General features: G+C 44.8%; 10 protein-coding genes. 5 read left to right on the forward strand and 5 right to left on the reverse strand.

The features are described 5' to 3' along the window. Positions 1-20: 20 nt before the first annotated feature. The 3 genes from ACK8P8_RS16325 to ACK8P8_RS16335 form a co-directional block, all read right to left on the reverse strand. Positions 21-1,058, reverse strand: a complete 1,038-nt coding sequence (locus tag ACK8P8_RS16325) for an efflux RND transporter periplasmic adaptor subunit (protein WP_410026060.1) — start codon at positions 1,056-1,058, stop codon at positions 21-23. A gap of 35 nt (positions 1,059-1,093) precedes the next feature. After that, positions 1,094-2,380: a TolC family protein gene (locus tag ACK8P8_RS16330; protein ID WP_369859583.1), complete on the reverse strand. Its 1,287-nt coding sequence runs from the start codon at positions 2,378-2,380 to the stop codon at positions 1,094-1,096. Between the two features lie 99 nt (positions 2,381-2,479). After that, on the reverse strand, positions 2,480-3,115 hold the full coding sequence (locus tag ACK8P8_RS16335; protein WP_369859584.1) for a TetR/AcrR family transcriptional regulator: 636 nt from the start codon (positions 3,113-3,115) through the stop codon (positions 2,480-2,482). 215 nt (positions 3,116-3,330) lie between these two features. Between ACK8P8_RS16335 and dnaG the strand changes: the two genes are divergently transcribed. Continuing rightward, a complete protein-coding gene (gene dnaG, locus ACK8P8_RS16340) occupies positions 3,331-5,262 on the forward strand; it encodes a DNA primase (RefSeq protein ID WP_369859585.1) in 1,932 nt (643 codons plus the stop codon). A 418-nt stretch (positions 5,263-5,680) separates the two neighbouring features. On the opposite strand, the gene ACK8P8_RS16345 is transcribed toward dnaG, so the two are convergent. Together ACK8P8_RS16345 and ACK8P8_RS16350 are read right to left on the reverse strand one after the other, a co-directional pair. Then, entirely contained in the window at positions 5,681-6,379 is a 699-nt protein-coding gene (locus ACK8P8_RS16345) for a response regulator transcription factor (protein ID WP_369859586.1), read from the reverse strand. A gap of 4 nt (positions 6,380-6,383) precedes the next feature. Further along, entirely contained in the window at positions 6,384-7,565 is a 1,182-nt protein-coding gene (locus ACK8P8_RS16350) for a sensor histidine kinase (RefSeq protein ID WP_369859587.1), read from the reverse strand. A gap of 290 nt (positions 7,566-7,855) precedes the next feature. Between ACK8P8_RS16350 and ACK8P8_RS16355 the strand changes: the two genes are divergently transcribed. Genes ACK8P8_RS16355 through ACK8P8_RS16370 form a run of 4 tightly spaced genes read left to right on the forward strand, consistent with a single transcriptional unit; the run spans position 7,856 to position 12,240 of the window. Further along, positions 7,856-8,095 carry a hypothetical protein gene (locus ACK8P8_RS16355; protein WP_186974794.1) on the forward strand — a complete coding sequence of 80 codons (240 nt, stop codon included), beginning with the start codon at positions 7,856-7,858 and terminating at the stop codon, positions 8,093-8,095. Next, on the forward strand, positions 8,092-9,135 hold the full coding sequence (locus ACK8P8_RS16360; protein WP_369859588.1) for a BF3164 family lipoprotein: 1,044 nt from the start codon (positions 8,092-8,094) through the stop codon (positions 9,133-9,135). The genes ACK8P8_RS16355 and ACK8P8_RS16360 overlap by 4 nt, the downstream gene beginning before the upstream one ends. Positions 9,136-9,146: 11 nt before the next feature. Beyond that, positions 9,147-10,886, forward strand: coding sequence for an O-antigen ligase family protein (locus tag ACK8P8_RS16365; protein WP_369859589.1), 1,740 nt, complete (start codon positions 9,147-9,149; stop codon positions 10,884-10,886). 52 nt (positions 10,887-10,938) lie between these two features. Further along, a complete protein-coding gene (locus ACK8P8_RS16370) occupies positions 10,939-12,240 on the forward strand; it encodes a hypothetical protein (RefSeq protein WP_369859590.1) in 1,302 nt (433 codons plus the stop codon). The last annotated feature ends 36 nt before the right edge of the window (positions 12,241-12,276 follow it).

The raw sequence follows: 12,276 nt of genomic DNA on the forward strand, positions 1-12,276 counted from the left end.
AAATCCGCGATCCAAATGATTTATTTCGTGATAGAAATCGGAGAACCGTCCACCAATCTACCTTGTCCGACAACAACAAGTTCGTCACCCTCGTGAATGTCGTTACTGATCAATTCTACCTGATCCTCGAAACGTCTGCCGAGTTTCACTGCCACGCGTTTTGCCTTACCGTCCTTGTTCAAGAACACGTAGCGGTCGTTAGAACCTTGTAGTTTCAACACGGCGATAGCCGGGGCAACCACGGTTTCCGTGTTACCGATGAAGAAATTGATAGTTCCGTACATACCCGGTCTTAACGCTTCGTCACTATTCGGTATTTTGACCTCAACGGTGAACGTTCTGGAAGCCGGGTCGATGCTCGGGTAAACAATGTTTACCGTACCCTCGAACACACGGTCGGGATAAATATTGCTCTTCAATTGAACTTTCGTTCCGGGTTTCACGGTTAGGTAATATTGCTCGGACAAATTCACGTATGCCTTTACCGGGTTGATTTTCTCGATAGCGATGACAGAAGGCTTCGTCGCTCCACCGAACGAACCGCCGGTGTAAAGTTCCTTGTCCTCGAAATATTTCCCGGTAACGATACCGTCAAAAGGAGCCTCCATGCGCGTGTTCTCTTTCAAGAATGCCACGTTTGATTTTGCCACCTCGTATTGGGTTACGGCTGCATCATAAGCTTGTTTGGAAATACTTCCCGTTTTATTCAACTGAACGGCACGATTGTATTCTGTTTCCAAGTTTTTCAATTGAACTTCGGCTTGGATAAGGTTTGTTTTATCCATTTCGACCAACAGTTGTCCTTTCTTGATCCGGTCGCCTACTTCAACGTAAATCTTTTCAATTCTTCCCGTGGCTGCCGGGGCATAGAAAACCTGTTTGTCGGCTTCCAAGTTGGCGGCGTAATCCAAGGTTTTGGCTATATCCGTTCTTTCCAGTTTTTGCACCTTCACGGGAATAGCTTCGTCAACGTCTTTTTGTGACGCTTTATCTTTGTTACCGGAGCAACCGGCAAGCATAGCTAACGCTATTGTCGATAGAATAAGATTCTTTACCATTGTATTTCTTTTTTGTTTTTATTATTCAAAGTTGTTTATCGCGGAAGTTGGTTATACAATTTTTCCAGACTTACCTGTGCTTGCAACAACGTGAGAACGGCCTCCGTGTAATTTGTTTCTGCCTGCAGGTAGTTCGTGTTTGCTTGAGTCAGATCCAAACTGGATACAGCCCCTTGTTCGTATTTCCTCTGGTAGTTCTGCAATACCCGCGTGGCAACGTCGATATTCTCTTTTTGCAAACTGTAATTCTCCATGGCATTTTTCAAGTTGAATTTCAATTGCTCGTCCTGCACGTTCAACTGGTCTTCCAACAGGCTCTTCTGCAAGTAAGTTTGCTCCAGCGTGATTTTAGCTTGTTTTACTTTGGAGTCGCGCTGCATACCCGAGAAGATCGGGATATTCATGGTCAAGCCTGCCGTGTGCTTCGGGCTCATGTCCAGAGCCGGTTTCAAAATCTTGTAATTGAAATTGTACGAACCGGCGATCGTGGGAGCGTAACTCCATTTCTCGATGCCCAGCAACTTCTTGTTCAACTCGGTTTGCGTGTTGATCAACTGATAGCTCACGTTGTTGTTGATATCGAATTTCTCCAGGTACAAACGACTGGATTTATCGTTATCGAGGAACACGTCCAACCCGTCCGAAAGTTTAACCGGGGCCCCGGCCTCCAAACCGAGTTGCAGGCGCAACAGGTTGTAGTTTACCGCTACCGTTCTTTCCATCGACAGCATACTGTTTTTCAGCTGTCCCACGTTGATACGGATTTGGTCTACATCGGTGATTTCAACCGTTCCGGCGTTATACATGTTTTCCGTGTGCTTGTAAATCTCGTTCATATTCTCCAGGTTCTGGCGCAGGATTTCCAACATCCGTTCCGTCACGAGTACCGTGTAATATGAATTATAGATATTCTCGACGATATCCAGTTCCGATGATTCAACTTCTTGTTCCGTCATTCTCACGGCAATCTTACTGGTCTGCATTCCCAGTATCCATTCACCACTGAACAACAATTGTTGCAGGCTGACTCCGAGATTCGACTGGTCTTTCATTTTGATAGTTTGTCCGCCAAAGTCCATCTTGTACCCGAAATTCGTGGTGTAAGTCATTGTACCGTTAATCTGTGGCAATCCCTGTGATACGGATTCCCGAACCTTTTGGCGGTACAGCTCGATGTTCATCTGCGAGGCCTGTAATTCTTTGTTGTGCTTGATGGCAAACTCTACTGCTTGTTGCAGCGAGATCGTTTGCGGTGCTTCTTGTGCGTGAAGCATCCAAGGCACGATAAGCATTAGTAGGAAGAGTGTCATTCCTTTTTTCATAGATTATAGTTTTTAATTATTTATATTTTCCGGGAAATTCTCACGCGTTTTTTCTCTCAATACAAATCTCATACCAAAAAAAACTTCGGTAGGATAAATTTACTTCTCTTTCACTTGTTTTGACTCATTTTTTAATCGTTCATACTCTTTTATACCTTTTTCTGTGGATATAGCGTAAACAAAATTGATAAAAATCGTCGTGATGATTACCGAAAGAGGGTATTCGAGTTTGCCGACGATATCCGGGTCCCTCAAAAAGTGTAACTGTTTGCCTAGCAAATACAATTGCAACTCCTTGTCGATATCCTCCCTGAAATACTTCTTTTTCATTCCGTCATCCAGCAGGGAGACCAGAAATTGTTTCGTCACGTTCTCTTCCTTCTCGGCTATTCTTTGGTACACGGCGGGGTGGTATTTTCTCATGTCGAAATAATTGGCGGGCAATCGGCTGCCCAAGTCACTCTCCATGAAATCCCGTATCCGGCTGATAATCTCGATCGGGTTCAAGTTTTCTAACTCTTTCACCTCGACACTTTTTATTCTTTCCCGTCTCCTGTATAGCATCACTTGCTCTACCACGTCGTCTTTATTGGCAAATTGTTGATAGAGCGTCTTCTTCGAAATTTTCAAATGGTTCGCTATATCATCCATGGAGGTACTTCTCAGCCCGAATCTTAGGAAAAGATCCGAGATGGCCACTAAAAGCTCCTCTTTCTGATTCATATTCTCATCCATAGGTGATCTATTTAATTGTTGTACGCGGAAACGATGTAACCTCAAAACGTTTCCGCATGCAAAAGTATACAAATATCGTTCCACTAATACTACAAACATGTTAAAGTATTGTTAAAACGCTTGAGCGGCGTAACTTTTCAGAGATTTTAATACTAATACATCATTTTCAATTTTCAATTTTCAATTTTCAATTCCATAATACCTATCTTTGTCGTATGATTGATCAGGCTACAATACAGAAAATCTTTGACGCGGCGGATATATACGAGGTGGTTTCTGACTTCGTGAGCTTGAAAAAGCGGGGAGTCAATTACTTGGGATTATGTCCGTTCCACAACGAGAAGACGGGTTCGTTCACCGTTTCCCCGGCAAAAGGCATATATAAATGCTTCGGTTGCGGGAAGGGGGGGAATGCCGTGAATTTCATCATGGAGCACGAGCAGATGTCTTACGTCGAGGCGTTGAAATATTTGGCCGAGAAATATCATATTCCCGTCGAGGAAAAAGAGCTTACCCCCGAACAGCGGCGGGAACAGACCGAGCGCGAAAGTATGCTTATCGTGTCCGCTTACGCCAACGAGTATTTCCAGTATCAGCTTTGGAACACCGACGAGGGGCGTTCCGTCGGCTTGGGTTATCTCCGCCAGCGGGGTATCAGTGACGAGATGATCCGTAAATTCGGTCTGGGGTATAATCCCGAGGCGTGGGGTGCTTTCACCAAAGCGGCACAGGAAAAAGGATACAAGCAGGAATTTCTCGTGAAAACGGGACTCACCATCGAGAACGACCGGGGACTTTTCGACCGTTTCCGTGCCCGCGTGATGTTCCCCGTGCAGGACCTTGCCGGGAAGGTTATCGCTTTCGGCGGGCGTACCATGACCACCGACAAGAAGATATCGAAATACCTCAATTCCCCCGAATCCGAGATATACCACAAGAGTAAAACCCTCTACGGTATCTTTTTCGCGAAGAAGTCGATCGTGCAACAAGACCGTTGTATTCTGGTGGAGGGATACACTGACGTCATCTCCTTTCATGCCAAGGGTATCGAGAACGTGGTGGCTTCTTCCGGTACCTCGCTCACGATCGAGCAGATACGTCTGATTCGCCGTCTGACACCCAACGTCACGATCATTTACGACGGGGATGCTGCCGGAATCAAGGCATCTCTCCGGGGTATCGACCTCGTGCTCGAGGAAGGGTTGAACGTGCGGGTATTGTTACTCCCGGATGGCGAAGACCCCGATTCATTTGCCCGGAGTCACACGCCGCGTGACTTGGCGGATTTTATCGCTAACAACGAAACGGACTTTATCAACTTCAAAACGAAGCTGCTTTTAGGTTCTGCCGGGGACGATCCCGTGGAGCGGGCACGGTTGATTACCGACATCGTGCGAAGTATTGCCAAGATACCCGACAACATCGTGCGTTCCGTCTACGTGCGGGAAACCGCCCACCAGTTGGACGTCGAGGAACGGGTGCTTTACACGGAGATCGCCAAAGTACGTTTAAAAAACGAGGAACAACCTGTTAAAAACTCCGCTTCAGCTGTCCCCGAAATACAGGTTACGACTACTCCCGTGCGGGGTGCCACTCCCTGTGATTTGGAGGAAAGTGTACTCGTTCGTTACTTGCTGTTGTTCGGCAACAACGAATTATACGAGGAGGAACACAACGGTTTCATGCGTAGTGTTTCCGTGGGAGAATTTATCGTTCGCGAATTGGCTGAAGATGATCTGGAACTATTGAATCCCCTGTTTCGTGTCATTCAGACCGAATACCAACAGCAATACGAGTCGCCTTCCTTTATTCCGGCTCGTTATTTCATCGCCCACCCGGATATCAAGATTAGCACCGTCGCTGCCAACATTTTAAGCGAGCCCTACGAGTTGAGCAAAATCTGGTACAAGATGGAAAATTTCATCGAAACCGAGCAAATGAAGCTTGCCGAGCTTCTCCCGAAAATTCTGGATAACTACAAGATGCGTCGAGTGGAAATGCTCTCCCGTGACATCGACAATCGTATCCTCGAATCGCAAAATAACCCCGATCCCCAACAGATCATGGAACTTCTCCGCCGCAAAAATGCCATCAACACCATCCGCCGCAAGTTGAACGAGAAACTCGGGCGCACCGGGATTCATTGATTCGCCTGCGGCGAGTTGCAAGTTACAGGTTGCATTTGCCTTCGGCGAGTTGCAGGTTGCTTTTCCTGCATCAGGGGTGGTATCCTAGCTCCTCCTCTGTTTATAGAGGAAAACGGCATTGGCAAACGTGTGGAATCTAAAATCAAGACATGTTGTAATACTCTTGATTTCCATACTGAATTTCAGTATAATTCCATATGAATTCCGCTTCACTTCCGTGTAAAACGCTATTATAACCCTATTAAAGCGCTATTAAAGCCCTATACAGTAATAGCGTTTTAATAGCTTACTAAAAGCTTATAAATAACTTTTCAAGTACTACTGAACCGGAAGTGATGTGGTATTCTACTTGAATTCATGTAGGTTTAGGGTAGCAATACTTCTTAAACACTCATGGTGTCGGTGTATATCGGGGATATTACTGCTCTAGGGAGAGGAGAATGTATCCTCCGTTCCGACATTCGATTTGCAACGTGGGATCTGCTTTCAAGTACAATCGTACCCGGCTGGCATATTTTTTTAGTTCGGATTCTTTGTTGGCGCTTGCTTTACCCCATATCCCTTGAATAAGAAAGTCTTTATCGGCGATTTCGTGATTTTTGACGCACAGCAAGTACAGGAAGCGACCGTCCACCCTTGGCATTTGCCTCCTCTCGCCCCGAATGGTTATCACACGAGTCGTACTGTTGTAAGTGGTGTAGCGAGAAAGTTGATATAAGTTCGGGCTGTTTAGTTTCTTCACGATCCTTTCCCGAAGGCGGTTGAGATGTTTTACTAACATTTCGGGCTCTTTATCTTTGCCGAAAAATTCGTCGGCACCGGCGTCAAGGACGGCGATCTCGTTTTTCTGTTTGGCGTGCGAGGTGTAGATGATAATGTGAGTTTCGGGGTCTTTTTCACGGATAAGCCGGGTGAGTTCCAAGCCGTCTATTTCAGGCATATCAAGGTCTAGGAGCAGGATGTCCGGCTTCTCTTTTTTATAGGCTTCCCATGCTTTCTTCCCGTCGGGGGCGATCTCAACGAAATAATCGTGCAGTTCGAGGATTGCCCGGGTTAAATCGGCTCCTTCCTTGTCATTTTCCGCGTATAAGACTTTGATTCGCGCTTTGTTTTCCATCTTGTCAGTGATTTTTCTTTTTGATATTTTTCGGCAGCGTGATGATAATTGTTGTCCCTTCTCCCAAGGTGCTTTCTATATTGATTTTACCCCGGTGAGCTTTAATAATCTGGCGGACGTAGTACAGGCCTTGCCCGTGTCCCTTGATTTTTTTATTCCCTTGATGGTCTCCCCGGTGATAACGTTCAAATATGTGTTTCAAGGCTTCGGGGCTAATCCCCAGTCCGTTGTCTTTTATTTCTATTCGCACGTGTTTATCACCCGAGTCGCTACACGTGATAATAATTTCCGTTTGTTCCTTTGAGTATTTCAAAGAATTGTCAATGAGGTTTTGAAAAACGGCATGCAGGAAGTTTGGATCTCCGGTAATCATCTTGTCGGACACGAGGAAGCGGGAGCGGATGTGGAATCCCTTACCTTCTTCCACGCTCCATCGGTCGGGCTGGGCTAGCGTTTCAATCATCTCCTGTAAGTTGAATTCTTTCGGGTTCAATCGTAAGCCGTGTGCATCAGTAGATTGGAGCAACATTCTGTTAATGGAACGCAACATTTCTTTTGATTCCCGTTCTCGTTGTTCGATGATTTTTGCTTGTGCTTCTCCTTGCAGATGGCGTAGGAGGTAATTCGCTTTGATCTGATTCTCCACGGGACGTTTCAGGTCGTGAACGATGTGATGGATATATTGCTCTTGGTTTTCCCGGCTTCTTTTCTCGTCGCGGAAACTGAGGTAAAGGTTGATGATGCAGAGAATGAGTATCGTGGCGATTAAAATAATGATTGTAATTTGCCAACTTGCGGCTTGCAAAAAGAGAGTGACAGGATAATGATACGTGGCAAATAGTGTATCTTTAGAGATAAAACCGAGCGGGACGCTGTATTCAAAAGAAGATGGAAGCTGTTTGACTTGTTTGGGATAGGCATCTTTTATTTTGTCTGTACTGTCTTGTATAAAAAATTGTATAACAAGGCTTTGAATAGAGGAGGAGTCTTGTTTTGCTTGTAAATATTGATAGAAATTACTTAAAGTCCATAATTCGGGATCTTTGAGGTCATAAACAGCACGTGTTCTTATTTCCGAGATATTATCTCTTGAGTCTAGTTGGTATCGAGAGATATTTCCCTCTTTGAGATAGCTTAAAATATTATTTTTTGCATCGAAACTAAGTATATTTCCTGTTTTTTCCACGTTTGTAGACTTTGCATTGAATTCGTCTATAGTATTCCTAATTTGGGCGTTTTGCTCGTGTGTGTAAATACTTTTCTTTTGTTTGTACAGAGTCTGGAAATGCAGGAGTTGTTCACATAGGACAATAACTCCTGCAAAAATTGTTATATACCAAATATATTGTAGACGCAAATTCATCTAAATCATTTATTGTTTCAAATTTACAAAACTCGCAACATCCACGCAACCTTTTTGTTCGTTTTTTTATTCAAAAAGAAACATTTTTGCAATAAACCAAAATAATTTGTGTTATGAGAAAAAAATGGTTAAAAATCGGAGTTTTTGTAATACTGTTGTCGTGGATGATGATGAACTTGAATATGGGTATTAATACGCGAAAGGGAGAATCGTCCTTGAAAATGACGAATTTGGAAGCTCTTGCCGCTCCTGAATCCGGGGGTGGGAATCCATATTACCCTTGTGTTAAAGCGAAAGGCTTTTGTCTTTTGGGTGGTCTTGATATTGAGGGAATAACATTGATACTGGAATGAAACAAGTGTTATTGAATGTGCTACTCGGAAGTATCTTGCTCGGGTGCTCCGATCGTTACACGGGTGACGATAGCATAGATTCGGTAAAGAGCGAAAGGACAACCGTGGTGCGATTGGCAGATTTATCCCGAAGCGGGATAAATGATATGAATGGGTTTGTCAAGAGAGGGAATAAATTAGTAGTGGGGACAACCTATACTTCGGAAGGGGTTGGGCGTTCTCTTGATTTGGAGCATCCGGAGCGGAGGGATGTTGGTGCGAGAAGTTCTGTGGCTTCGAAGCGTGTGCGTTCGTTGAGTTCTTTCAATTCATTTGACGGTTCCAGCGTGACGGCTTTGGATTTCGAAAAAGGGGAATTGATAGAAAGTCCGGTTGCCCCGCTTTCACGAGGTGGAAGTCAAGAGGTCGTTATTCAATTGCCTAAGGGGAAACAACATCTTGTTGCGGTGAAAGCGAAGAATTTCGTGATTTCCACGGGACTTTATGAAGAGGGACGCTATTTGCTTTATTCTTTAGCGGACGGTTCGGCACGCTATTTTCTCTCTTATCCTGAAACCCCGGGGTTCTCGGATTTGCGGGAAAAAACGAAAGCAATACTTTATGCCAGTAGTGTTTTACGTGTTAGTCCCGACCAGTCCGCTTTCGTGTGTGCCGATATGTATAGCGGTGCGATTGATTTTTGCCGTATAGTGGCGGGTTCTATCGAACGGGTAAAAACGGTTCGCTTGCACTACCCGAGTGTGCAGATCACGGAAGTTCCTTCTTCCCGGGTGGCATACACTCAAGATAATCGTTTCGGGTTCATAGATATTGCCGTAACGGGGGACAGGGTGTACGCTCTCTATTCTGGGAAAACTTATCGGGTAGACCGTGGACGGGCTTTCGAGTGTCAGACATTGCTCGTGTATGATTGGGAGGGGAATTTGGTGAAATCCTGTTTGTTTGATACACCTTTGGTAAATATAAATTTTGATTTGGAGGATCAAAATATTTATGGTGTGACGGTTGATGGGACTTTGGTAAAAGTAGGATGTTTATAAAATGAGGATATATGTTTGCACTTAAAAATGTACCGTTATATTTTATTTTGATACTTGCTCCCGTGCTACTCCACGTGGACCGTTCTTTACCGGGGATTACGGCAGGGGTCGCGGGCATGTTATTGTTGCTCGTCTGTTTGGTCGTGTTTCCCGGGAGCAGGAGGTGTCGTTTCAATTTGTTAGATTTGTTTTTCTTGTTGTTCGTGACGTGGTACACGGGGCGAACGGTTGGGATTGGCTCTTCTATATTTGCCTGGAAGTTGCTGTTAGGTGGTGCGGCGATCATGTTGTATGTTTATATCCGGAATACGGGAGTGAGGGTGTATTATTTTGACGTGTTGTTTATTGCCGGAATTTTTCAGGCGATGTGGTTTTTTGCTCAATCGCGAGGCTGGTTGCCGTCGTATCATTATTTGTATCCGGGAACGGGAGGGTTTATGAATCCCGCTATATTGGCTGTTTTTCTTGCAATCGCTTGTTTAGCCGGTTTGGTCGGTTTTTATCGGAGGGAAAAGTTTTATTCGCGCTGTTCGAGGGGAATAGGGATTGTGTTACTATTGATTACCTTGGGATTCTTGGGTTCCCGTGCGGCGTGGGTAGGATTGGGTATTGGAATTTTATGGATCGTGTTGACGGGGAGAGAATGGGGTGTTGCTCGGTTCTTTGGAAATATCCGTGAAAAGTATCGTATCGGGAAATATATTTTCTTGCTGCTTGCGATTGTTGTTCCCGTGAGTATAATATATGTTCTTTATCTGGTGCATCCGGCGTCGGTGCAAGGGCGTTTCTTGATTTGGCGGGTTGCCGGTACGATGTTTCGTGATGCACCTTGGTTTGGTTGCGGTTCTTTTTCTGCCGCCTACATGCCCGCACAGGGAGCGTGGTTCGAGATGCATCCCGATTCCCCGTTCGTGTCGGTGGCGGGAAACAACGAGTACGCTTTTAATGAATTTTTGCGGGTGGCTTGTGAAACGGGCATCGTGGGTTTGTTGCTTTTCGTGGGGGTGGTCGTGATGGGGTTGTATTTCGCGGCGAAAGGGAATCGGGTTTCTCGTTTTGCCGGGGGTATTTTGGTCGTGATCTTGGGATTCGGGCTGTTCAGTTATCCTCTCTCTGTCGAGTTCGTGAGTGCTGTTGCCATTATTTCATTGGCAATTATCGTCCGTGATGCCCGTCACGCTAGGGAATGGATTGTTGACTTGGACACGAGTTTTGCTTTTATATTGAGAATAGCGGTTGTTTTATTCTTGTTTGTCTTGTCTATCGAGTATTATCACGAGAAGAAAGCGGATATCCTTTTGACAGAAGCCCGGGAGGTTTCTTCCCGGATGAAGACGAGTGAGCTGAAGGTGTGTTACGAGCGTTTGGGGGGTAATCCCGATTTTGTTTTACGTTACGGGAGGACTTTGTACACGAGAGGGGATTTGCTTAATGCGCAGCCCGTGCTTGAAAAGGGATTGAGCTTACGTCCCACGTCTGAATTGGCGAGTGATTTGGGGAAATGTTATTTCTATCAGGGGCGATGGAAAGATGCGGAGCAAAAATACCGCCTTGCGGCGAATATGATTCCTAATTATATAGTGCCTCATCATCTCTTGTTCAAGTTGTATCGATTGAAGGGGATGCCGGAGGAAGCAGGGCGGGAAGCGAGGCAGATGTTGACGATTCCCGTGAAAGTGGTGAATTCCTCCGTGATACGGGCACGAGGAGAAGCGAGAGCATTTTTGGAGGAAAATGGAGAGCAGTCATGACGCTAAATAAAAGAGAGTTTTAACCTGTTTAGAAACCATTAAAAAAATGATTATGAGAAAAATGAAGTTTTGGCTTTTGGGAATAATCTTGGCTTTGATTTATTCCTGTTCAGATGATTTCGAGGGACAGCGTTCCCAAGAGATTGACGTGTCAGAAGCACGAGCTTATTTCGAGAAGAACGCTACGGATTTGGCCCCGCTTACTTTCAAGAATCCTCTCTCGAGAGCTTCTAGTTTTGTTGTGCCGGAGTTGATTCCGGAGTGGGATGAGGCAATAGAGTCAGAGAACGAGGATTATTTTATCACGGAAGTTCCTCTTCACTCGCAGTCCAATGCAATATGCGTGGAGCGTGTAATTAAAGACGCAGAATTCTTTTGTGAAAAAAAGATACTTTGTCAGCGTCGTTTAGTAATTGCTCGCCAAAAAGATTCGGAAGAAACCGATATGTTTGTTGCAACATTGGTTCCTGATGATGATTTTGTGGGTGGAGAGGGAACTCCTTTTACCGGGCGAGTGTTTTACTCGGAATTGAACGGGGATTTTAGGAAAGCTCGGAGGTATAAGGAGGGACAAATTGGAGGAAATGAACAAATTAAAAAAGCTGTTAGTTGTGCCGTTTGTACGCGAGAAGGTGCACCTTTAGATTATTCCACTTTAACCTTTCAAGAGGGACAAACTTCACGTTCTGCAACGTATTCGAATAGTGAAAGTGGTGGAGGCGGATGGTATCCCGGTTGGGGTGGTGGCGGAACTGGTGGCGGTTCCATTGGTGGTGGTGGAACTGGTGGCGGTTCCATTGGTGGTGGTGGAACTGGTGGTGGTTCTACTAGTGGTAGTTCGGATTACCAAAGAGGAATAGAAGCGTTTGATACAATGACCGAGAATATGATTAATGGTAGGGTGCAAATGCCTTGTTTAAGATATAGAAATACGGGGTATGATGTTGTAAATGGCTTCAGTATAGGAGTTAATACTAATGGAATCATAGCCTCCTGTATAAGTTTTATGAATCAACAGAACTTAGGTCCCTATGCGGCGAGTTTTGGTGTGTGGGTAGGAGGAATTGGTGCAATTATGGGGGTAACACAAACAATTATTGCATTTAGTGATTCAAATATACCCAATCCGGGTTTTTGGGAGATTGCATCTAATGTGTTAGGAACATTAGGTTTTGTGTGCAATTTTATTCCTTGTTTGGTGCCATTAGGAGCAGTATTGGGGATTGCTAGTTGTGTTATAGGATTAGTTACAACAGTAGGTGTTTACGCAGAAGATATGTTGCTAAAAATACCTTTAGAAGATGGAAGTAATATGTATATTTTTATTCCAGCGACAGTGAGTTCTATAGCATAATTTGTACTTTCTTGCATCCCAAATGATATATTATTG

Origin of the sequence: Butyricimonas muris, assembly GCF_046365375.1 — a bacterium.
Classification (GTDB): domain Bacteria; phylum Bacteroidota; class Bacteroidia; order Bacteroidales; family Marinifilaceae; genus Butyricimonas; species Butyricimonas muris.

Bases quoted from the DNA above. Each gene is read 5' to 3' on its own strand.
- ACK8P8_RS16325 (WP_410026060.1), bottom strand. From the start codon at position 1,058: ATGGTAAAGAATCTTATTCTATCGACAATAGCGTTAGCTATGCTTGCC.
- ACK8P8_RS16330 (WP_369859583.1), bottom strand. From the start codon at position 2,380: ATGAAAAAAGGAATGACACTCTTCCTACTAATGCTTATCGTGCCTTGG.
- ACK8P8_RS16335 (WP_369859584.1), bottom strand. From the start codon at position 3,115: ATGGATGAGAATATGAATCAGAAAGAGGAGCTTTTAGTGGCCATCTCG.
- dnaG (WP_369859585.1), top strand. From the start codon at position 3,331: ATGATTGATCAGGCTACAATACAGAAAATCTTTGACGCGGCGGATATA.
- ACK8P8_RS16345 (WP_369859586.1), bottom strand. From the start codon at position 6,379: ATGGAAAACAAAGCGCGAATCAAAGTCTTATACGCGGAAAATGACAAG.
- ACK8P8_RS16355 (WP_186974794.1), top strand. From the start codon at position 7,856: ATGAGAAAAAAATGGTTAAAAATCGGAGTTTTTGTAATACTGTTGTCG.
- ACK8P8_RS16360 (WP_369859588.1), top strand. From the start codon at position 8,092: ATGAAACAAGTGTTATTGAATGTGCTACTCGGAAGTATCTTGCTCGGG.
- ACK8P8_RS16365 (WP_369859589.1), top strand. From the start codon at position 9,147: ATGTTTGCACTTAAAAATGTACCGTTATATTTTATTTTGATACTTGCT.
- ACK8P8_RS16370 (WP_369859590.1), top strand. From the start codon at position 10,939: ATGAGAAAAATGAAGTTTTGGCTTTTGGGAATAATCTTGGCTTTGATT.